At 64.4% G+C, this 19,977-nt stretch carries 20 protein-coding genes; 10 read left to right on the forward strand and 10 right to left on the reverse strand.

Features of this window, described 5'->3' with window-relative positions; translation table 11 throughout:
• The first annotated feature begins 110 nt into the window (after positions 1 to 110).
• From DC363_RS04825 to DC363_RS04850, 6 genes are all read left to right on the forward strand, one after another.
• Positions 111 to 1,718 carry an ABC transporter ATP-binding protein gene (locus DC363_RS04825; RefSeq protein WP_108640008.1) on the forward strand — a complete coding sequence of 536 codons (1,608 nt, stop codon included), beginning with the start codon at positions 111 to 113 and terminating at the stop codon, positions 1,716 to 1,718.
• On the forward strand, positions 1,718 to 2,851 hold the full coding sequence (locus DC363_RS04830) for an ABC transporter permease (RefSeq protein ID WP_108640009.1): 1,134 nt from the start codon (positions 1,718 to 1,720) through the stop codon (positions 2,849 to 2,851). Before DC363_RS04825 ends, DC363_RS04830 begins: the two co-directional genes overlap by 1 nt.
• 4 nt (positions 2,852 to 2,855) lie before the next feature.
• Positions 2,856 to 4,016, forward strand: coding sequence for an ABC transporter permease (locus DC363_RS04835; protein ID WP_108640010.1), 1,161 nt, complete (start codon positions 2,856 to 2,858; stop codon positions 4,014 to 4,016).
• Positions 4,000 to 4,803, forward strand: a complete 804-nt coding sequence (locus DC363_RS04840) for a purine-nucleoside phosphorylase (protein WP_108640011.1) — start codon at positions 4,000 to 4,002, stop codon at positions 4,801 to 4,803. The genes DC363_RS04835 and DC363_RS04840 overlap by 17 nt, the downstream gene beginning before the upstream one ends.
• A 97-nt stretch (positions 4,804 to 4,900) precedes the next feature.
• Complete coding sequence (locus DC363_RS04845) at positions 4,901 to 5,818, forward strand: sulfite exporter TauE/SafE family protein (RefSeq protein ID WP_108640012.1); 918 nt, start codon at positions 4,901 to 4,903, stop codon at positions 5,816 to 5,818.
• A complete protein-coding gene (locus DC363_RS04850; protein ID WP_108640013.1) occupies positions 5,818 to 6,594 on the forward strand; it encodes a TIGR02186 family protein in 777 nt (258 codons plus the stop codon). Before DC363_RS04845 ends, DC363_RS04850 begins: the two co-directional genes overlap by 1 nt.
• Positions 6,595 to 6,596: 2 nt before the next feature.
• On the opposite strand, the gene DC363_RS04855 is transcribed toward DC363_RS04850, so the two are convergent.
• From DC363_RS04855 to DC363_RS04865, 3 genes are all read right to left on the reverse strand, one after another.
• Complete coding sequence (locus tag DC363_RS04855; RefSeq protein WP_108640014.1) at positions 6,597 to 7,325, reverse strand: SDR family oxidoreductase; 729 nt, start codon at positions 7,323 to 7,325, stop codon at positions 6,597 to 6,599.
• The gene (locus tag DC363_RS04860; protein ID WP_108640015.1) at positions 7,322 to 8,866 is read right to left on the reverse strand and encodes an ATP-dependent DNA helicase; all 1,545 of its coding nucleotides are present in this window, start codon (positions 8,864 to 8,866) and stop codon (positions 7,322 to 7,324) included. The genes DC363_RS04855 and DC363_RS04860 overlap by 4 nt, the downstream gene beginning before the upstream one ends.
• A gap of 107 nt (positions 8,867 to 8,973) precedes the next feature.
• A complete protein-coding gene (locus DC363_RS04865; protein WP_108640016.1) occupies positions 8,974 to 9,744 on the reverse strand; it encodes a helix-turn-helix transcriptional regulator in 771 nt (256 codons plus the stop codon).
• Between DC363_RS04865 and DC363_RS16790 the strand changes: the two genes are divergently transcribed.
• Positions 9,743 to 10,072 carry a hypothetical protein gene (locus tag DC363_RS16790; protein ID WP_158270831.1) on the forward strand — a complete coding sequence of 110 codons (330 nt, stop codon included), beginning with the start codon at positions 9,743 to 9,745 and terminating at the stop codon, positions 10,070 to 10,072. The genes DC363_RS04865 and DC363_RS16790 overlap by 2 nt on opposite strands.
• Positions 10,073 to 10,097: 25 nt before the next feature.
• Here the strand turns inward: DC363_RS16790 and ccrA are convergent, their stop codons facing one another.
• Together ccrA and DC363_RS04880 are read right to left on the reverse strand one after the other, a co-directional pair.
• Complete coding sequence (gene ccrA, locus DC363_RS04875) at positions 10,098 to 11,381, reverse strand: crotonyl-CoA carboxylase/reductase (protein ID WP_108640305.1); 1,284 nt, start codon at positions 11,379 to 11,381, stop codon at positions 10,098 to 10,100.
• Positions 11,382 to 11,486: 105 nt separating this feature from the next.
• A complete protein-coding gene (locus DC363_RS04880) occupies positions 11,487 to 12,905 on the reverse strand; it encodes a 1-acyl-sn-glycerol-3-phosphate acyltransferase (RefSeq protein WP_108640018.1) in 1,419 nt (472 codons plus the stop codon).
• A gap of 137 nt (positions 12,906 to 13,042) precedes the next feature.
• Here DC363_RS04880 and DC363_RS04885 point away from each other — a divergent pair, with 137 nt between their 5' ends.
• The 3 genes from DC363_RS04885 (at position 13,043) to deoD (ending at position 16,271) form a co-directional block, all read left to right on the forward strand.
• The gene (locus tag DC363_RS04885; RefSeq protein ID WP_108640019.1) at positions 13,043 to 15,019 is read left to right on the forward strand and encodes a protein meaA; all 1,977 of its coding nucleotides are present in this window, start codon (positions 13,043 to 13,045) and stop codon (positions 15,017 to 15,019) included.
• A gap of 136 nt (positions 15,020 to 15,155) precedes the next feature.
• Positions 15,156 to 15,473: an H-NS histone family protein gene (locus tag DC363_RS04890; RefSeq protein WP_108640020.1), complete on the forward strand. Its 318-nt coding sequence runs from the start codon at positions 15,156 to 15,158 to the stop codon at positions 15,471 to 15,473.
• 90 nt (positions 15,474 to 15,563) lie between these two features.
• A complete protein-coding gene (gene deoD / locus DC363_RS04895; RefSeq protein ID WP_108640021.1) occupies positions 15,564 to 16,271 on the forward strand; it encodes a purine-nucleoside phosphorylase in 708 nt (235 codons plus the stop codon).
• Positions 16,272 to 16,373: 102 nt separating this feature from the next.
• Here deoD and DC363_RS04900 read toward each other — a convergent pair whose 3' ends face one another.
• The 5 genes from DC363_RS04900 to sdhD are packed head-to-tail and all read right to left on the reverse strand — an operon-like array spanning position 16,374 to position 19,973.
• Complete coding sequence (locus DC363_RS04900) at positions 16,374 to 17,153, reverse strand: succinate dehydrogenase iron-sulfur subunit (RefSeq protein WP_108640022.1); 780 nt, start codon at positions 17,151 to 17,153, stop codon at positions 16,374 to 16,376.
• Between the two features lie 21 nt (positions 17,154 to 17,174).
• Positions 17,175 to 17,474 carry a hypothetical protein gene (locus DC363_RS04905; protein ID WP_108640023.1) on the reverse strand — a complete coding sequence of 100 codons (300 nt, stop codon included), beginning with the start codon at positions 17,472 to 17,474 and terminating at the stop codon, positions 17,175 to 17,177.
• Between the two features lie 22 nt (positions 17,475 to 17,496).
• Positions 17,497 to 17,784 carry a hypothetical protein gene (locus DC363_RS04910; protein ID WP_108640024.1) on the reverse strand — a complete coding sequence of 96 codons (288 nt, stop codon included), beginning with the start codon at positions 17,782 to 17,784 and terminating at the stop codon, positions 17,497 to 17,499.
• Complete coding sequence (gene sdhA, locus DC363_RS04915) at positions 17,784 to 19,586, reverse strand: succinate dehydrogenase flavoprotein subunit (protein ID WP_108640025.1); 1,803 nt, start codon at positions 19,584 to 19,586, stop codon at positions 17,784 to 17,786. Before sdhA ends, DC363_RS04910 begins: the two co-directional genes overlap by 1 nt.
• Positions 19,587 to 19,601: 15 nt before the next feature.
• A complete protein-coding gene (gene sdhD / locus DC363_RS04920) occupies positions 19,602 to 19,973 on the reverse strand; it encodes a succinate dehydrogenase, hydrophobic membrane anchor protein (RefSeq protein ID WP_108640026.1) in 372 nt (123 codons plus the stop codon).
• Between the last annotated feature and the right edge of the window lie 4 nt (positions 19,974 to 19,977).

Genomic DNA, 19,977 nt, shown 5'->3' on the forward strand with positions numbered 1-19,977 from the left:
AAGAATGATAAACACGCGGCGGGGGACACGACGTTGAGCGATTATCCGAACACCTTTTTAGCGGCACCCGACGCGGGGCTGGCGGGCGCATCAGGCCGGGGGGCAAGCGCATGAGCGCGCAAACACAGGGCGGCCAGACGCCGGCGATCGAACTCAAGGGGATTTCCAAGGCCTTTGGCCCCGTGCAAGCGAACAAGGACATCTCGATCCGGGTCATGCCGGGGACGATCCACGGGATCATCGGGGAGAACGGTGCGGGGAAATCCACGCTTATGTCGATCCTTTACGGGTTCTACAAAGCCGATTCCGGTGAGATCTACATCAACGGCAAGCTGACCGAGATTCCCGATTCCGATGCGGCGATTGCCGCTGGCATTGGTATGGTGTTCCAGCATTTCAAGCTGGTGAAGAACTTCACAGTGCTCGAGAACGTGGTGCTGGGCGCGGAGGACGGCCCGATGCTGCGCCCCAGCCTGCGGCGCGGACGCCAGCAGCTCAAAGAACTGTCCGAGGAATACGGGCTGAACGTCGATCCCGACGCGGTGATCGAGGATATCGGCGTGGGCATGCAGCAGCGCGTGGAAATCCTCAAGGCGCTGTATCGGCAGGCGGATATCCTGATTCTCGATGAGCCGACGGGCGTGCTGACCCCGGCGGAAGCGGACCAGCTGTTCCGGATTCTGAACCGGCTGAAGGAAGAAGGCAAAACCATCATCCTGATCACCCACAAGCTGCGCGAGATCATGGACATCACCGACACGGTGAGCGTCATGCGCCGCGGTGAGATGACCTCGACCGTGAAAACCACGGACACCAACCCCGCCGATCTGGCAGAGCGGATGGTGGGCCGTAAGGTGCTGTTGCGCGTGGACAAAAAGCCCGCGACCCCGGGTGAGGTCGTGCTCGACGTGCGCAATCTGGACGTGGTCGACGAAAAAGACGTGCACCGGGTCAAGGGCGTGTCCTTCCAGGTGCGCGCGGGTGAGATTTTGGGCATCGCCGGCGTGTCGGGCAACGGGCAGTCGGAGCTGCTTGAGGTGCTGGGCGGCTATGAAGAGGCGACGGGGGAAATCCTGCTCAACGGGCAGCCGCTGGACCTCAGCGGCGCCAAGTCCGACGGGCAAAGCCGCCGCGCGCGGGGCATCGCCCATGTGCCGGAAGATCGCCAGCACGAAGGGCTGATCATGAACTTCAGCGCGTGGGAAAACACCGCCTTTGGCTATCACCACGACGAAAAGTATCAGAAAAACGGCCTGTTGATGGACAACAGCGCGATCCTGAAGGACGCACAGGAGAAGATGGACCGCTTCGACGTGCGCCCGCCTAACCCGCTGCTTGCGGCGAAGAATTTCTCGGGCGGGAACCAGCAGAAGATCGTCGTCGCCCGCGAGATCGAGCGCGACCCCGATCTGCTTCTGGTGGGCCAGCCCACGCGCGGCGTCGACATCGGTGCCATCGAGTTCATTCACCAACAGATCGTCGCCCTGCGCGATGCGGGCAAGGCGATCTTGCTGGTCTCGGTCGAGCTGGAAGAAATCATGGGGCTGAGCGACCGGATCGCCGTCATGTTCGACGGCAAGATTATGGGCGAGCGGCTGCCGTCGGAGACCGACGAAAAGGAGCTGGGCCTGCTGATGGCCGGGATGACCGACACCGACGCGCCGCACAGTATTGAAGAAATCGAACAGAATCTCGCGCATGCAGGGGAGGCCGAATAATGGACGCCATGCCAAAATGGGCCGATGTGGTCCTTGTTCCGGTGGTCTCGTTGCTGCTGGCGGCAATCATCTCGATCATCGTATTCGTCGCCGTGGGCCAGGACCCGTGGGAGGCGCTCAAGCTGATGTCCTACGGCGCGGTCGGCACCTCGGACAATCTTGGCTACACCCTGTTTTACATGACAAATTTCATCTTCACCGGTCTGGCGGTGGCGGTGGCCTTCCACGCAGCGCTGTTCAACATCGGCGGTGAGGGTCAGGTGCTGCTGGGCGGGCTGGGGGCCACGCTGGCGGTGCTTTTCGTGCCCTGGCCGCACTGGACGCTGGCGCTGTTGGCGGGGTCCGTGGCAGCGGCGCTGTTTGGCGCGCTCTGGGTCGCGATCCCCGCCTATTTGCAGGCGCGGCGCGGCAGCCACATCGTGATCACCACGATCATGTTCAACTTCATGGCCTCGGGCCTGTTGATCTTTATGCTGGCCGGGCCGCTCAAACCGGTGGGCGAGATGCAGATCGCCACGGCGGTCTTCCCTGAAACGGTGCACCTGCCGTCGCTGCACGACATCGCACAATTGTTCGGGCTGGATACCTTCGGCCGCTCGCCGGTGAATATCTCGATCTTTCTGGCGCTGGGTGCCTGTGTCGGCGTCTGGGCGCTGATCTGGCACACGCGGCTGGGCTATCAGATCCGCGCCTTTGGCCAGTCCGAATCCGCCGCGCGCTATGCAGGCATCTCGGCGGTGAACATCACGATGATCGCCTTGCTGATCTCGGGCGCTTTGGCCGGGATGATGGCGGTCAACAACACGATGGGCATCAACAACCCGCAACTGGTGGACAACGCCGCCGGCGGCGCGGGCTTCATCGGCATCGCGGTGGCCCTGATGGGGCGCAACCACCCCGTGGGCATCGTCATCGCGGCACTGCTGTTCGGCGCGCTGTTTCAAGGCGGGGCCGAGCTTTCGGCGGCCACGCAGATTCCGGTGCAGATCGTCGTCGTGATCCAGGCCCTCGTGATCATGTTCACCGGCGCGCTGGACGAGATGGTGCGGTCCCCCATTCAGAAGATGTTCTTGCGCTACGGCAACAAGGGCGTCGGTGCACCTGCGGCCGTGTTGCCGGAAGGTGAGGAGTAAGACGATGGATTTCTTCACTTTTGTTCAACTGGGCGATGCTTCGGTGCGGATGGCCATTCCGCTGCTTCTGGCCTGTCTGGCGGGTCTGTTCTCGGAACGGGCGGGCATTTTCGACATCGGGCTTGAGGGCAAGATGCTGGCCGCCGCCTTCCTTGCGGCGGCGGTGTCGCTGGTTTCTGGCAACGCCTGGGTCGGGCTTTTGGCGGGCATCGGGATTTCGATCGCCCTGTCGCTGATCCACGGGCTGGCCTCGATCACCTTCCGCGGCAACCAGCTGATTTCCGGCGTGGCGATCAACTTCTTCGCCGCCGGTCTGACGGTCGTCGTGGCGCAGGGCTGGTTCGCCCAGGGCGGGCGGACCCCGTCGCTGCCCAAAGATGCGCGGTTCAACGGGATCGACTTTCCCGGCGCGCTGACGCGGGTGCGCGACAAGATGCAGGCGGACCCTTGGGCGCAGTTCTATTCCGAGTTCATCTCGGGCCACTCGATCCTTGTCTATCTGGGCCTGCTGACCGTGCCGCTGAGCTGGTGGGTTCTTTATCGCACACGCTTCGGCCTGCGCCTGCGGGCCGTGGGTGAAGCGCCGGAAGCCGTTGATACGGCCGGGATTTCCGTGGTGCGACTGCGCTATACGGCGGTGATCATTGCCGGTGTGCTCTGCGGTGTCGCCGGGGCGTATCTGTCGACGGCGGTGCAGGCCGGTTTCACCAAGGACATGACCGCAAACCGGGGCTTCATCGCGCTCGCCGCGTTGATCTTCGCCAAGTGGCGGCCGTGGTATGCACTGGGGGCTTGCCTTTTGTTCGGCCTGTTCTTCGCCATCGACAACCGGTTCCAGAACATCCAGCTTGAGGTGATCTGGATCATGACCGGGCTGTTCGCGGCCGCCGCCGCGATGACGCTTTACGCCCTACGGCGTGAGCGGATCGACCTGATCGTGCTGGGCGGCCTGTCGGCGGTTCTGGTCTTTGTCGGGCTGGCCACGTGGATCGGCGCCATGGATGAGGCGATCGGCGCCACGGCGGCACTGTTCGAGACCGTGAAAGTGCCAAGCCAGCTGATCCAGTCGCTGCCCTATCTTTTCGTGGTCGTCGTGCTGGCGGGCTTCGTCGGCAAGGCCATTCCACCCCGTGCCGGAGGACAGCCCTATGTCAAGGAACGCTGATGAACTGGCGGAGAAGATCCGCCAGATTGCCGGCCCCGCGCCGGTCGAGATCGGGCTGATCCTCGGCTCGGGTCTGGGGCATCTGGCAGGCGCCGTGGAAGGCGTGGCCATTCCCTACGACGAGCTTGAGGGCTTCCCCCACGCGGGGGTGAGCGGGCACAACCCCAACCTTGTGATCGGCGCGCTCGAAGGGCGGCGGGTCGCGGTGTTCGGGGGGCGTGCGCATTACTACGAAAGCGGGCGCGGCGATGCCATGCGCCTGCCGCTCGAGGTGCTCAAGGCGCTTGGCGCGGACAAGATGATCGCCACCAATGCCGCGGGCTCAATGGTGCCGGACATGCCCACCGGCTCGATCATGTGCCTGACCGACCACATCAATTTCAGCGGCCTCAACCCGCTGATCGGAGAGCCGACGGACGCGCGTTTCGTGCCGATGAAGGATTGTTACGATCCAGAGATGCGCGACGTGCTGACCAAAGCCGCGGTCGAGGTGCGGATCGACATGCAGGACGGCATCTATGCGTGGTATTCCGGCCCCAGCTTCGAGACCGTGGCCGAGATCAACGCGATCCGCATGTTGGGCGCCGATGCGGTGGGCATGTCCACCGTGCCCGAGGTCATTCTGGGCCGGTTTCTGGGGCTGCGCTGCGCCGCGATCTCGACCATCACCAACATGGCCGCGGGGATGAGCGAGGAATCGATCAGCCATGAGCATACCAAGGCAATGGCGCCCTTGGGGGCTGCGAAACTCGAACAGGTGCTCCGCGCCGCCCTGCCCCACCTTTAGGGCGGCGCTCTGGCACCACCGGACGGGCCAACTGGCCTTATCGGGCGGGGCCAATTGGTCGTTGTATCCTACGGGGTGTCAGGCGTAAGGAAAGCCCATGCAAATCTACCTCCCCATTGCCGAAGTGTCCGTGAATGCGTTCCTGCTTCTTGGTCTGGGGGGGATCGTCGGCATCCTGTCGGGCATGTTCGGGGTTGGCGGCGGCTTTCTGATGACGCCGCTTTTGTTCTTCATCGGCATCCCGCCCGCCGTGGCGGTGGCGACCGAAGCCAACCAGATCGTCGCGTCGTCCTTCTCGGGCGTGCTGGCACATCTGCGGCGCAAGACCGTCGATCTGCGGATGGGCACAGTGCTGCTGATCGGCGGGCTGACCGGCGCGGCGGTGGGGGTTGTCTTGTTCAACTTCCTCAAGGCGCAGGGTCAGGTCGATCTGCTGGTCAAGCTGTGCTACGTCGTGTTTCTGGGCGTGGTCGGCGGGCTGATGTTCTTCGAGAGCCTGCGGGCGATCCGGCGCTCGAAAACCGCCGGCGGTGCGGCGCCGAAACGGCGCAAGCACGGACTGGTCCATGTGCTGCCGTTCAAAATGAAATTCCGTGTTTCGGGGCTGTATATCTCGGTGATCCCGCCGTTGCTGGTCGGTCTTTGCGTGGGCATCCTGTCGGCGATCATGGGCGTCGGCGGCGGCTTCATCATGGTGCCCGCAATGATCTATCTGCTGGGGATGCCGACGAAGGTGGTGATCGGAACCTCGCTGTTCCAGATCATCTTCGTGACCGGTTTCACCACCATGCTGCACGCCACCACGAACTTTACCGTGGATGTGGTGCTGGCGGTGTTGCTGTTGATCGGCGGCGTGATCGGCGCGCAGATCGGCACCCGCATCGGCGTCAAGATGAAGGCCGAGAACCTGCGCATCCTGCTGGCGCTGATGGTGCTGGCGGTCTGCGGCAAGCTCGCGCTGGACCTGCTGCTGACCCCGACCGAATTGTATTCTCTTGGCGAAGGGGGCCACTGATGCTGCGCGCCTTTGCCCTTCTTGCGCTCATGGCGCTGCCACCGCTGACCGCCCCCCTGCCCGCGCAGGCCGAGGAGATCGTGCTGGGGCTGAGCCATGACGAAGTGGCGATCACCGCCACGTTCGACGGCTCGGAAGTTTTAATCTTCGGCGCGGTCAAGCGCGAGGCTCCGGCCCCCGACGCGGCCCCGCTGCAGGTGATCATCACGCTCGCTGGTCCGTCGCAGCCGGTCACCGTGCGCCGCAAGGAACGGGTCGTCGGCATCTGGGCCAACACCGACGCGGTCGACGTCGACGCCGCCCCGTCGTTCTACGCGGTCGCCACCTCCGCCCCGCTGGACGAGGTGCTGAGCGCCACCGAAGACCTGCGCCATTCGATCACGATCCCGCAGGCGATCCGCTCGGTCGGGGCGCCCGGCGAGGTCGAGAATGCCAAGACCTTCACCGAAGCGCTGATCCGAATTCGCGCGGGATCGGGTCTGTATCAGGTGCTCGAGAACGACGTGGACCTTGAGGAAGAGACGCTGTTTCGCGGCCAGATCACCCTGCCCGCCGCGCTGACCGAAGGCGAATATGCGGCGCGGATTTTCCTGACCCGCGGGGGAGAGGTGATCGACATTTACGAGACCTCGATCGCGGTCTTCAAGGCCGGGCTTGAGCGCTGGCTTTACGACACGTCCCGCGAACAGCCGTTCTTTTACGGGCTGATGTCGCTGGCCATCGCCATTGCGGCGGGCTGGCTGGCCTCTGCCGCGTTCCGCGTCTTCCAGCGTTAGGGTCAGCCGCGCCCGACGAAGGGCATCTGCGTCGCCATCAGGGTCTGGAACAGGGTCGTAGCGTGCAGCGGCAGGGTCGCCATGTGCCAGACCGCATCGGCCACAAGCGCGACTTCGATCATCGGCGGGGCGGGCTGTCCGGCGGCGCGGGCAGCCTCGGCGATGCCGCGCAGAAGATCGGTTTGCGCGTTGCCGATGTCGATCTGGCTGGCGGCGATGTCGAAGCGCCGCCCGTCGAGCGCCAGCGATTTCGTCAGCCCCGTAACCCCGTGTTTGGTGGTGGTATAGGGCGTGGCCCCTTCGCGCGGCGCATGGGCCGAGACGGAGCCGTTGTTGATAATGCGCCCGCCGCGGGGCGACTGGTGCCGCATGAGGCCGAAGGCCGCGCGGGCACACAGGAACATCCCCGTGAGGTTGACGTTCACCGCCCTAAGCCAGTCCGCGACGGGGATTTCGTCAATGGGGGCGGCGGGGGTGAACAGCCCTGCGTTGTTGAACAGCACATCAAGCCCGCCCGCCTGAGCGGCGAAGCTGTCGAAGGCCCGCGCGACGGCGTCCGGATCGGTCACGTCGCAGGGCAGCACATGAGCCGCCGTGTGGTCACGCGCCGCGTCGCGCAGCGCGCCCTCGTCCCGGGCCAGAAGGCCCACGGTCCAGCCTTCGCGCAAGAACCGCTCGGCCACCGCGCGGCCGATGCCACGGCTGGCTCCGGTGACGAGGATGCGGCTCACGCCCCTTCCCCGTCGGTCTGCGCGGCGAGTTCCAGCGGCGCGGGCGCGGCGGTGAGGTCTTCGGTCGTCAGCGGGGCGGTGGGCCGCGCGAGGCGGTTGCGCACCACCCAGCACAGACGGTTTTCGGCGCGGGTGATCGCCACATAAGCCAGCCGCTTCCACAGGGGCTGGCCCGCCTCCATCCGCCCCATGCGCGAGGCGGCGTAGATGTCGGGCGCGAAGACCTGCACCGTGTCCCACTGGCTGCCCTGCGCCTTGTGGATCGTCACCGCCGCCCCGTGCAGGAAGGTGGCGCCCATGCGGGCGGCGAAGGGGATGAAGGGCTCCTCGTCCCCTTCCAGTTCGATCTTCACGATGCTGGCGGCGCTGATGCGCGGATCCTCGGCCCCCATGACGTGCAGCCGCGAAAAGCCCGGTTTGCGCCCGGGGCCAAGGTAGATCACCTGCGCGCCCTTGATCAGGCCGCGCGCTTCAAGGTCGAGACGTTTCTTGCGGTGCTTGGCGGGCAGCTCGATGCCGTCGCAGATCAGCGGCTCGCCCTCGAGCAGTTCGTCCGGGGGCGCGCCATAGGCGTTGCGGAAGGCGTGGATCAGCTTGATGCGGGTGGCGTTGCGCCAGACCAGACAGGGCGACCGCGCCATCAGGTCGCTTTCCACCCGCTGCGCCATGACGACGCGGTCGTCGCGGGCGGCGGCCTCTTCCACCAGGCGCTCGAAGGCGTAGAAATCCACCTGCGGATCGGCCAGCGCGTGGGCCAGATCAAGGATCGGGTTGTCGGCGGTCTGCCGGTGCACCCGGCTGAGGATGCGCTTGCGGCTGTCGGGGAGCGTGTCAAAGACCATCTGCCCGCCCTCGGCCTTGACCGGGGGCAGCTGGGCCGGATCGCCGAACAGCACCAGCGTGGGAAAGATCTCCTGCAGGTCCTGGAACTGCTTGGCGTCAAGCATGGAGGATTCGTCAACAAAGCCGATGTCGAGCGGGTCTTCGCGGCGCTTCCAGCCGGTGATGAAATCCGAGCCGCGCAGGCCAGCGGCGGCGAGCGCGGCGGGCACCGAGGAGTTGACCTCATAAGAGGCAAAGGCGCGGTCGAGGGCGACGTCGGTCAGCCCCTCGATCTCGGGGCGATCCGCCTGCCCGGCCAGCCATTCGGCGATCTGTTCGTATTCGGGATCATAGACCGGGGTGTAAAGGATGCGGTGGATCGTGGTTGCGGGCACGCCACGGGTGCGCAGCACACTGGCCGCCTTGTTGGTGGGCGCGAGGATGGCGAGCGTGCGGCGTTCGCGGCGCTTGCGCCCTTCCCAATCGCCCGAGACGATGTCGACGCCGGAGGCGCGCAGGTTCTTGAACAGCTCGGCCAGAAGCAGCGTCTTGCCGCTGCCCGCCTTGCCCAAAATCGCAAGAACCGAACTGTCGGGATCGTCCTTCGGCGGCAGGGTGTGGCCGCCGAGCATATCGACGCCAGCGGTGCCCAGAAGGTCGGAGACGGCGTCCCAGGCTTCGGCCTGATCGTCGGAGAAGGTGAGCGCGGTAGATGACATGGGGGCGACCCTACCGGCAGGGGGCGGCGGGGACCAGATTGGAACGGCGCAAAGTGGCACTTGGGTGCTCTTTTTCTGGGCGGTGCCGGGCGGTGGGTGTGGCCGCCCTACTCCGCCGCCGCGGCGCGGCCGGGCCAAAGCGGTGGCGCGTCGCGGGCGGTGCCGCCGGTCACGATCAGCCCCCCGGCCACGGCGCGGGCCACGGCGTGGACCGTGTTGCTCGCCCCCAGCTTGAACCGCGCGCTTTCCACATAGGCCCGCAGGGTGTGTTCGGAAATTTCCAGCCGCTGCGCGACCTGCGCGCGGGCAAGGCCCATGGCAAGATGGGTCAGCACGTCCACCTCACGCGGGGACAGGGGCTTGACCGGCGCAGGCAGACGCTGCGCCTCGATCGCGATGGCGCGGTGATTGAACGTGTGGGCGCACAGCAGAAGGTCGCGGCGGTGGCGGTCGATGAACCGCGCCCATCGGGGATCATCGGTGGTGTCGGTGATAGAGAACAGGGCGAATTGCCCCTGCGGCCCGTGCAGGGGGATCGTATAGCCCTGGGTGCCAAGCCCTGCGCGCAACGCCTCGGCCCGGACCAGACGGGCCGGTTTGCCGGACCAGTCGAGCGTTTTCCAGTCCACCGGCTGCGCGCGCCGGAAACAGGCCGCGACGACCGGATCGATCCGCAGATAGCCCTGATCGACGTAGTGCTGCACCCAGGCGGGCGGATAGGAGCCACAGCCGAATTGCCCGCCATCGGCACAAACCCAGTGATAGACCATATGCGCCACCCCGAAATGGTCGCGCAGGGCAAGGATCGAGGTCTGAAGCGCGCTAAGTTCCGTGGCCTGATCGAGGGTCTGCAAAAGCTGGCGCAGGTTGGCTTGCATGTCCCGTCACCGCGCGCGGCGCCCCCTCAGGCATTTCGGCAAGTTCCGCCTGCGCGATGGTCGCGGCACTGTCGAGTTGCGCCGCCAGACGCGGAAGCCCGTTCTGTTCGGCAAAGACACGCAGGTCGTCAATTACGTCAATGATCCATTTCTGTCCCATAAAATACTCTCAGCGGGTTCGGTTAATGAAGTCTTAATTCCGAGTATAAACCCGCAATTCTTAACAATTCATCACGCTGAAACGACCTCGCCAGAAATGGGGGAGAGGGGCGCGGCCATGGGGTTGAAAGCAAAGCGGGCCGCGCGGCGCAATGCCGGCGGCCCGTGATTTACGGGATGCGGGCAGGCGCCGGTCAGCGGCTCGCGTCGAGGACATCCTCAAGCGTGCGCAGACCGGTCTTCGGCGATTGCACCAGCACCGACATATTGCCCGGCTTGTGCTCGTTGCGCAGCATCTTGGTGTGGGCTGCGGGCAGATCGGCCCATGGGAACACCTCGGACATGCAGGGGTCGAGACGGCGTTCCACCATCAGGTTGTTGGCTGCCGACGCCTGCTTGAGGTGCGCAAAGTGCGAGCCTTGCAAGCGCTTCTGGTGCATCCACATGTAGCGCACGTCAAAGGTGCAGTTGAAGCCGGAGGTGCCCGCGCAGATCACCACCATGCCGCCCTTTTTACAGACCAGGGTCGAGACGGGGAACGTCGCCTCGCCGGGGTGTTCAAAGACCATGTCGACGTTGTTGCCCTTGCCGGTGATGTCCCAGATCGCCTTGCCGAACTTGCGCGCCTCTTTGAACCATTCGGCGTATTCGGGGGTGTTGACCGTGGGCAGCTGGCCCCAGCAATTGAAATCGCGGCGGTTGATGACGCCCTTGGCGCCCAGCCCCATGACGAAATCGCGCTTGTCCTCGTCCGAGATCACGCCGATCGCGTTGGCCCCGGCCGTATTGATGAGCTGGATTGCGTAGGAGCCAAGGCCCCCGGATGCGCCCCAGACCAGCACGTTCTGGCCGGGCTTGAGGTCGTGGGGTTCGTGGCCGAACAGCATCCGGTAGGCGGTGGCGAGGGTCAGCGTGTAGCAGGCGCTTTCTTCCCACGTGAGGTGTTGCGGACGCGGCATGAGTTGCTGCGCCTGCACGTTGGTGAACTGCGCGAAAGAGCCATCAGGCGTCTCGTAGCCCCAGATCCGCTGGCTGGTGGAGAACATCGGGTCGCCGCCGTTGCATTCCTCATCATCGCCGTCGTCCTGATTACAGTGGACCACGACCTCGTCACCCACCTTCCAGCGCTTCACCTTGTCGCCCACGGCCCAGACGATTCCGGACGCATCGGAGCCCGCGATATGGTAGTCTGCGCCGTGGCCGTCGAAGGGGCTGATCGGCTTGCCCAGACCGGCCCAGACGCCGTTGTAATTGACCCCGGCTGCCATGACGAGGACCAGAACCTCGTTGGAATCAAGCGTTGGCGTATCGACAACCTCAAGCTGGAAGGCCTGATCCGGCTCACCGTGCCGCTCGCGGCGGATGGCCCAGGCGTGCATCTGCTTCGGCACGTGCCCCATGGGGGGGATTTCGCCCATCGCATAAAGGTCTTTGGTTTCAGCCTCGTATGTGAAGCCTGCATCGTGGTCGAGCGCCATGTCCGTCTCCATCAGTTTCAATCCCGGTTTCGTGCCGCACCGCAGAATCGAAGCAGCCCTATCCGTTGATAGAGTTCGAGCGGGTAACTTTGCAATAGTTGATTGCTAGATTTTGGTAATTTTATTACTTTGCGAATGCAGCATCGGCGGGGGCGATGCTGCGCCTGCATCGAAATGGTGGGCGATGGAGTTCGCGTAGTAGCGCAGCAGGGGGAGGTCCGATTCGACGGGGGTGACGGGGTCGCTGCCGGTGATGATCCCGCGATACCGTAGGTTGGCCAGCCCGTCCTGCGCGACCTTGTCCACCGGGCGACGGGGGGGCGGCGCGGTCTTGGGAAGCGCGGCGAGGTCGCCTGCGATATGGCTGCGGATCTCCGCCCCCGTGCGGGCCCCGGCCAGCAGCGCGCGGGCCACCAGCGGCACCGGAAGCGGTGGCACCACGCCCGAGATGCGGGCCATGATCTCGGCCCCTACGGCGCGGCTGTCGCCCCCGTGGGCGGCGGCGAAGGCGCGCAGGGACAGCGGTTGCCCGAAGCTCACGTTGGCGGTGCCGAAGGTCGAAATCTTGCCCCGCAGCCGCGCCCAGAGATAGCCCGCGACCCCGCCCAGCACGGTGAGGAGCGGCGGCCGGAAGCGGCGCACGCCGGTGGTGTCGGCCTGCACCAGAAAGCGATCCTCAAGCACGCGATCATAGTTCAGCGCCACCGGCACGAAGACCACGTCGCGCCCCGCGGGATCGAAGCCGTCGATCACATAGCTTAGAATACCCAGACGCGGCGGGGCCAGCCCGCCGGTGAGCGACAGCCCGCCCTCGGGGAACACCGCCTGCGTCACCCCGCCCTCGGTCGCCATCTGCACGTAGCGCGCAAGAACCTTGCGATACAGGCCACCGCTGAGCGACTGCCGCCGGGATTTGCGGCGGATGAAGTAGCCGCCCATCATCTTGATCACCGACGACAGCGGCCAGACCCGCGCCCATTCGCCCACCGCATAGGACAGCGCCCCGGCGCGGCGCACCAGATAGGTCACCAGCACATAATCCATGTTCGAGCGGTGGTTCATCACGAAGATCACCGTCGCATCCCGGTCGATCGCGTCATACTGCGCGCGGTCGAACTGTCCCACGCGCAGGCGATAGAGGAACCGCGACAGCCAGCGGGCGATGCGGATCCCGAAGGAGAAATAGGCGGTGGCAGAAAACGACGGCACGATCTCGCGCGCGTAGGCGCGGGCCTTCTCGAAGGCCACATCCTCGCGAATGCCCTCGGCGCCGGCGTAGTCGTTCACCGCCTGGATCACCTGCGGGTCATAGACCAGCCGTTGAATGGTGTCGTAGCGCCGCGCCAGTTTGAAGGGCTCGATGGGTTTCTGCAGCCGCTTGTTCATCCGCGTGACGACCCGTTCCGCGCGGCGGCGAAAGAACCATCGGACCGAGGGAAACAGGAAATGCGAGGCAAAGGTCACGCCCGCGAACAGCACGATCAGGGTCAGCAACCAAAGGGGGATCGTTACAGGGGCGGTCATCGGGCGAACCTTGTCAGGGAACCGGCACAAGGTAAATAGGATGATGCCGCAGCGCAGCACGTTGACAAGGGTCTAATCTGTCGGATAGCTATCGCTTTGTGTAATTTTGTTGCGCGCACTTGAGCGGAGACCGAACCATGTCGCAAGAGCAGAAACCGAAAGCCGATCGCCCCTGGCTGTTTCGCACCTATGCGGGCCATTCGACGGCGGCGGCCTCGAACGCGCTGTATCGCAGCAATCTGGCCAAGGGGCAGACGGGCCTGTCTGTCGCTTTCGATCTGCCCACGCAGACGGGCTATGACAGCGATCACGTGCTCGCACGCGGCGAGGTTGGCAAGGTCGGCGTGCCGGTCTGCCATCTGGGCGACATGCGCGCCCTGTTCGACGCGATCCCGCTGGAACAGATGAACACCTCGATGACGATCAACGCGACCGCGCCCTGGCTTCTGGCGCTCTATATCGCTGTGGCCGAGGAACAGGGGGCAGACGTCGCGGCTTTGCAGGGCACGGTGCAGAACGACATCATCAAGGAATACCTCAGCCGGGGCACCTATATCTGCCCCCCGGCCCCGTCGTTGCGGATGATCACCGACGTCGCCGCCTATACCCGCGAGCATCTGCCGAAATGGAACCCGATGAACGTCTGTTCCTATCACCTGCAAGAGGCCGGCGCGACACCGCAGGAAGAGCTCGCCTTCGCGCTGGCCACCGCCATCGCCGTGCTGGACGATCTGCAAAGCAAGGTCCCCGCCGAACACTTCCCCGCCATGGTCGGGCGCATTTCCTTTTTCGTGAATGCAGGCATCCGGTTCGTGACCGAGATGTGCAAAATGCGCGCCTTTGTCGAATTGTGGGATGAAATCTGCCGCGACCGCTACGGCGTGGAAGATCCGAAATACCGCCGCTTCCGTTATGGTGTGCAGGTCAATTCGCTGGGCCTGACCGAACAGCAGCCCGAGAACAATGTCTATCGCATCTTGATTGAGATGCTGGCTGTAACGCTGTCGAAAGACGCCCGCGCCCGGGCGGTGCAATTGCCCGCCTGGAACGAGGCTTTGGGCCTGCCGCGCCCGTGGGATCAGCAATGGTCCTTGCGGATGCAGCAGATATTGGCCTTTGAAACCGACCTTCTGGAATATGACGATCTGTTTGAGGGCAATCCGGCGGTCGAGCGGAAGGTCGCGGCCCTGAAAGAAGGGGCGCGTGCGGAATTGGCGCAGATCGACGGGCTGGGCGATGCGCAGCAGAAGATCGAATTCATGAAGGCGCGGCTGGTCGAATCAAACGCCGCGCGCATCGCCGATATCGAATCCGGCGCGACCACCGTGGTCGGGGTCAACCGGTTCGAAACCGGCGAACCCTCGCCGCTGACCGCGGGGGAGGACGCGATCATGGTGAGCGATCCGCAAGCCGAAGCGGACCAGCTCGACCGTCTTGCGACCTGGAAACGGACGCGCGACGCAGCCGCGGTAGATCGCGCGTTGGCCGAGTTGAAAACCGCCGCGCGGGAAGGGCGCAACATCATGCCCCCGTCGATCGCTGCCGCGAAGGCGGGGGTGACCACGGGCGAATGGGCCGACGTGATCCGCAAAGCCTTCGGCGAATACCGCGGCCCCACCGGCGTCAGCGCCCACCCGTCGAACCGCACCGAAGGACTGGACGAGATCCGCGACCGCGTCGATGCGGTGAGCCGCAAACTCGGCCGGAGGCTGAAGTTTCTTGTGGGAAAACCGGGCCTTGACGGCCATTCAAACGGCGCCGAGCAGATCGCCGCCCGTGCGCGCGATTGCGGCATCGACATCACTTATGAAGGCATCCGCCTTACCCCGGACGAGATTATTGCCGCCGCTCGCCGTGACGACGCGCATATCATTGGCCTGTCCATCCTCTCGGGCTCGCACATTCCGCTGATCACCGAATTGATGGCGAAATTGCACGGCGAGAACCTGAGCCATATCCCTGTCATTGTCGGCGGGATCATCCCGGATGAGGATGCGGCCCGCTTGAAATCCCTAGGCGTGGCGCGAATCTATACGCCGAAAGATTTCGAATTGAATGCGATTATGGGCGACATTGTGACGCTCGCTGACCCCGAACAAATCGCCGCGCAATAGGCGGACTCCGGCACAAAACCGTAACACAGATCACATCCACCTGATTTGGCTATACTTTAGTACAATTTACCAATAACTTTCTGGCACGTGGGGACGAGTACTTTATTGCAATACGCATATAAGAAAGGACTGCCTTGTGAAATTCAACCTGAAAGACATGAACCGCAACGAACTCGAGACGCTCGCTCGGGAGGTTGAGGCCGCTTTGGAAAATCTGCGCAAAGAAGACCTCAAGCGGGTGCGTGCGGAAATGGAAAAGCTTGCCGCTGCCCACGGAGTTAGCGTGGCTGAGGTTATGGGCGGCAGGGGCCCCAAGGGAACCAAGGCGAAATCCGCGCCCAAATACGCCAACCCTGACGATCCGACACAAACCTGGACCGGAAAGGGCCGCCAGCCCGACTGGTACAAAGCCGCGATCTCCTCGGGCAAGACGCCTGAGAGCATGGCGCTCTGAATCCAGTCCGGACGGGGCGGGGCAGGTCTTGCTCCGCCCTGCCCGCGCGCGTAGCATCGGTTGATCTGTTTCAATCGAAAGGCCGCGCCCATGACCATCCATATCGGAGCCCAGAAAGACGACATCGCCGAGGTGGTGCTGATGCCCGGCGACCCCTATCGCGCGAAATGGGCCGCCGAGACCTTCCTTGACGATGCGAAATGCGTGCACGAGGTGCGCGGTATGCTGGGCTTCACCGGCACGTGGAAGGGCAACCGGGTGACGATCCAGGGCTCGGGCATGGGCATGGCGTCGATGTCGATCTACGCCAATGAGCTGATCCGAGACTACGACGCCCAAACCCTGATCCGCATCGGCTCCATCGGCGGCATGCAAGAGCGCGTCAAGGTGCGCGACGTGATCCTCGCCATGACAGCGACCACGGTTTCGACCCCCTCTTCGACCATCTTCAAGGAGCTGAACTTCGCCCCCTGTGCGGATTTCGGCCTGCTCTCGGCGGCGGCAGAGGCTGCCAAGAAGGTCGATGTGGGCGTCCACGTGGGCAACATCTATTCCAGCGACACCTTCTATGACGAGCGGCCCGACCTGAACAAGGAAATGCAGCGCCACGGCGTTCTGGGGGTCGAGATGGAGGCCGCCGAGCTCTACACCGTCGCTGCCCGCCACGGCCGCCGCGCGCTGGGGGTGATGACCGTTTCCGACCACCTGCTCACGGGCGAGGCATTGCCGTCCGACCAGCGGGAAACCAGCTTCGGCGACATGATCGACATCGCCCTCACCGCCGCCTTTGCGGAGTAGGCGCCCACCCCCGCTTCTCTGGTTCCCAAATACCTAATCCACAATAGCAAAAGGCGACGCCTCCGATGGGACGCGTCGCCTTTTCAGTTTCTGTAAGCCCGATCAGACCGCGCGTTCGACCATCATCTTCTTGATATGGGCGATCGCCGAAGCCGGGTTCAGCCCCTTGGGGCAGGTCTTGGCGCAGTTCATGATCGTGTGGCAACGGTAAAGCTTGAAGGGGTCCTCAAGGTCGTCCAGACGCTCGCCTGTGGCCTCATCCCGGCTGTCGATGATCCAGCGATAGGCGTGCAGCAGGGCGGCGGGCCCGAGGTAGCGGTCGCCGTTCCACCAGTAGCTGGGGCACGATGTGGAGCAGCAGGCGCACATGACGCATTCATAAAGCCCGTCGAGCTTCTTGCGGTCGCTGATCGACTGTTTCCACTCTTTCGCGGGGCGGTTTGTCTTGGTCTCCAGCCACGGCATGACGCTGGCGTGCTGGGCGTAGAAGTGTGTGAGGTCGGGAATCAGGTCCTTGACCACGGGCATATGCGGGAGGGGGTAGATCTTGATGTCGCCGCTGATCTCTTCCAGCCCGTAGATACAGGCTAGCGTGTTGATCCCGTCGATGTTCATCGCGCAAGAGCCGCAGATCCCTTCGCGGCAAGAGCGGCGGAAGGTCAGCGTCGGGTCGATCTCGGACTTGATCTTGATCAGCGCGTCCAGAACCATCGGCCCGCAGGTGTCCATGTCGACGAAATAGGTGTCGAGGCTGGGATTTTTGCCGTCGTCGGGGTTCCAGCGATAGATCTGCACCTTGCGCAGATTGGTCGCACCTTCCGGCTTGGGCCAGGTCTTGCCCGTCGTCATGCGGGAGTTCTTGGGCAGGGTCAGTTGAACCATTTGGTCAGGCTCCTTGGCAAATCAGGTCAGGCCGGCGGTGGCGCAGGTCACTGTGGCGGGGCGGGCAAGGATGTCGCCCACAAGGGTTACGTTCTGCGGGGTCGCACCGCCCGAAGCGATGACGATCAGCTCTTGCGGGGTGGCGTTGTCGACGATGCAGTTCGTCAGGATCACGCCGGGCGCGCCGGGGACGGTCTCGGCCACGATGGGCGCGATGACGGCTTTCGCTGCGGCGCGGCCGGTGTCGACGGCGGCCACCTGTGCGACGTCACAGGCCGCAAGCGTCAGGGCGGCGGCGGTCAGGGAAATAAGCGTCTTCATCGTATTCTCTCCACTTTTCTAGCTAGCGCAGGCGCGGCGGCCGGATCGGGGCCGCGCCGGTGCGGTCAAACACGCAGGATTCGTACACCTCGACCGGATCGCGCCCGCGGATGAAATCCGACGACAGCCCCACCGCAAGACCCGCGGACGGCCCGCTGTTGCTGTTGACCCCCATGGTAACAGATCCGGTGGGGCCCTGTGCAGCGCGGGCGCGGTCTTCGCAAAGATCCGCCGCCTGCTCGGGCGTCACCGGTGCGGGCGTGCAGGCCGCAAGGGCCACGAGCAGCGCGGACAGGGACACAAGACGCATCAGAACGTCCTTTCTTTCGGGGCGATCTTTTGCAGGCTGATCCCGCCTTCGGCCTCGGTCGAGAGGGGGTCGGTGATCACCGGACGGTGGCTGAGCTCCACGCGGTTGCCGTCGATCCGGCTGATCGTGTGCACGCGCCAGTTTTCGTCATCGCGGGTAGCGTAATCCTCATGCGCGTGGGCGCCACGGCTTTCCTTGCGCGCTTCAGCGCCGACGATGGTGGCCAGCGCATTGGGCATCAGGTTGGTCAGCTCGAGCGTCTCCATCAGGTCGGAGTTCCACACAAGGCTGCGGTCCGTGACCTTCAGATCGCCCAGCTTGCCGGCGATGGCGGTCATCTTCTCGACGCCCTCTTTGAGGGTCTTGTCCGTGCGGAACACAGCGGCATCTTCCTGCATTGCCTTTTGCATCTCGAGCCGCAGTTCAGCCGTGGGCGTGCCGCCGTTGGCGTGGCGCAGGGTGTCGAACCGGTCGAAGGCCTTGTCCACCTCGGCGGTGTTGGTGGCGGGCACCGAAGCCTCGCGGTCCACCACCTCACCTGCGCGGATCGCGGCGGCGCGGCCAAACACCACAAGGTCAATGAGCGAGTTTGAACCGAGGCGGTTGGCCCCGTGGACGGACGCACAGCCCGCCTCACCCACGGCCATCAGACCGGGGACGACGGCGTTGGGATCGCCTTCGGTCGGGTTCAGCACCTCGCCGAAGTAGTTCGTGGGGATGCCGCCCATGTTGTAGTGCACCGTGGGCAGCACGGGGATCGGCTCTTTCGTGACGTCGACGCCCGCGAAGATGCGCGCGGATTCGGAGATGCCGGGCAACCGTTCGGCCAGCGCCTCAGCGGGCAGGTGGTTGAGGTTGAGGTGGATGTGGTCGCCATTCGCGCCCACGCCGCGGCCTTCGCGGATTTCCATCGTCATGCAGCGCGAGACATAGTCGCGCGGGGCGAGGTCCTTATACTGCGGCGCGTAGCGCTCCATGAAACGCTCACCTTCGGAGTTGGTGAGATAGCCGCCTTCGCCGCGCGCGCCTTCGGTGATCAGGCAGCCTGAGCCATAAATGCCCGTGGGGTGGAATTGTACGAACTCCATGTCCTGCAATGGCAGGCCCGCGCGGGCGACCATACCGCCGCCGTCGCCGGTGCAGGTGTGGGCCGAGGTGGCGGAGAAATAGGCGCGGCCATAGCCGCCGGTGGCCAGCACGACCATCTTGGCGTTGAAGACATGCATCGTGCCATCGTCGAGCTTCCAGCACACGACGCCGGTGCAGACCCCGTCGGTCATGATCAGGTCGATGGCGAAATATTCGATGTAGAATTCGGCCTGTTGCTTGAGCGATTGACCGTAAAGCGTGTGCAGGATCGCGTGGCCGGTGCGGTCGGCGGCGGCGCAGGTGCGCTGCACCGCGGGGCCTTCGCCGAACTCGGTCGTGTGGCCACCGAAGGGCCGCTGGTAGATCTTGCCTTCCTCGGTGCGCGAGAAGGGCACGCCGTAGTGTTCCAGCTCATAAACCGCCTTTGGGGCTTCGCGGGCCAGGTATTCCATCGCGTCGGTGTCGCCCAGCCAGTCGGAGCCTTTGACGGTGTCATACATGTGCCACTGCCAGTGGTCCGGCCCCATGTTCGACAGGGACGCGGCGATGCCGCCCTGCGCGGCCACGGTGTGCGAACGCGTGGGGAACACTTTCGAGATGCAGGCCGTGCGCAGGCCCTGCTCGGCCATGCCAAGCGTGGCGCGCAGACCCGCACCACCGGCGCCCACAACAACCACATCGTATTCGTGGGTTTCGTATTCGTATTCAGCCATGTCTGGACCTTTGAATTAGAGTGCAATCCGCACGATTGCGAAAACGGCGATGGCCGCAGCGGTATAGCTGAGCAGGATCGAGCCGATGATCAGCGCCCGGCGCGCGAAGCCGTGGACGTAATCCTCGATCAGCACCTGCACGCCGCCCTTGAAGTGGATGAAGCCCACCAGCAGCGTCAGGATCGCCACGATCGCGGGGAACGGCCGCGCGTAATACAGGCTTGCCTCGGCATAGGTCATGCCCAGCGCCTGCCCGAAGGTGAAGACGAACAGCGGCACAAGCCCGACGAGCGCCACGGAAGACACCATCATGTGCCAGTGATGTTCGGTCCCGGATTTTGCGGAACCAAGGCCGGCGGCGCGTTTGCGGTCAGTCAGAAATCGCATGATG

This window comes from Thalassorhabdomicrobium marinisediminis (assembly GCF_003072065.1).
GTDB classification, from domain to species: domain Bacteria; phylum Pseudomonadota; class Alphaproteobacteria; order Rhodobacterales; family Rhodobacteraceae; genus Octadecabacter; species Octadecabacter marinisediminis.

Excerpts from the sequence above, each read along its gene's own strand:
- DC363_RS04825 (WP_108640008.1), top strand. The coding sequence starts at position 111 with ATGAGCGCGCAAACACAGGGCGGCCAGACGCCGGCGATCGAACTCAAG.
- DC363_RS04830 (WP_108640009.1), top strand. The coding sequence starts at position 1,718 with ATGGACGCCATGCCAAAATGGGCCGATGTGGTCCTTGTTCCGGTGGTC.
- DC363_RS04835 (WP_108640010.1), top strand. The coding sequence starts at position 2,856 with ATGGATTTCTTCACTTTTGTTCAACTGGGCGATGCTTCGGTGCGGATG.
- DC363_RS04840 (WP_108640011.1), top strand. The coding sequence starts at position 4,000 with ATGTCAAGGAACGCTGATGAACTGGCGGAGAAGATCCGCCAGATTGCC.
- DC363_RS04845 (WP_108640012.1), top strand. The coding sequence starts at position 4,901 with ATGCAAATCTACCTCCCCATTGCCGAAGTGTCCGTGAATGCGTTCCTG.
- DC363_RS04850 (WP_108640013.1), top strand. The coding sequence starts at position 5,818 with ATGCTGCGCGCCTTTGCCCTTCTTGCGCTCATGGCGCTGCCACCGCTG.
- DC363_RS04860 (WP_108640015.1), bottom strand. The coding sequence starts at position 8,866 with ATGTCATCTACCGCGCTCACCTTCTCCGACGATCAGGCCGAAGCCTGG.
- DC363_RS16790 (WP_158270831.1), top strand. The coding sequence starts at position 9,743 with ATGTCCCGTCACCGCGCGCGGCGCCCCCTCAGGCATTTCGGCAAGTTC.
- DC363_RS04865 (WP_108640016.1), bottom strand. The coding sequence starts at position 9,744 with ATGCAAGCCAACCTGCGCCAGCTTTTGCAGACCCTCGATCAGGCCACG.
- ccrA (WP_108640305.1), bottom strand. The coding sequence starts at position 11,381 with ATGGCGCTCGACCACGATGCAGGCTTCACATACGAGGCTGAAACCAAA.
- DC363_RS04880 (WP_108640018.1), bottom strand. The coding sequence starts at position 12,905 with ATGACCGCCCCTGTAACGATCCCCCTTTGGTTGCTGACCCTGATCGTG.
- DC363_RS04885 (WP_108640019.1), top strand. The coding sequence starts at position 13,043 with ATGTCGCAAGAGCAGAAACCGAAAGCCGATCGCCCCTGGCTGTTTCGC.
- deoD (WP_108640021.1), top strand. The coding sequence starts at position 15,564 with ATGACCATCCATATCGGAGCCCAGAAAGACGACATCGCCGAGGTGGTG.
- DC363_RS04900 (WP_108640022.1), bottom strand. The coding sequence starts at position 17,153 with ATGGTTCAACTGACCCTGCCCAAGAACTCCCGCATGACGACGGGCAAG.
- DC363_RS04905 (WP_108640023.1), bottom strand. The coding sequence starts at position 17,474 with ATGAAGACGCTTATTTCCCTGACCGCCGCCGCCCTGACGCTTGCGGCC.
- DC363_RS04910 (WP_108640024.1), bottom strand. The coding sequence starts at position 17,784 with ATGCGTCTTGTGTCCCTGTCCGCGCTGCTCGTGGCCCTTGCGGCCTGC.
- sdhA (WP_108640025.1), bottom strand. The coding sequence starts at position 19,586 with ATGGCTGAATACGAATACGAAACCCACGAATACGATGTGGTTGTTGTG.
- sdhD (WP_108640026.1), bottom strand. The coding sequence starts at position 19,973 with ATGCGATTTCTGACTGACCGCAAACGCGCCGCCGGCCTTGGTTCCGCA.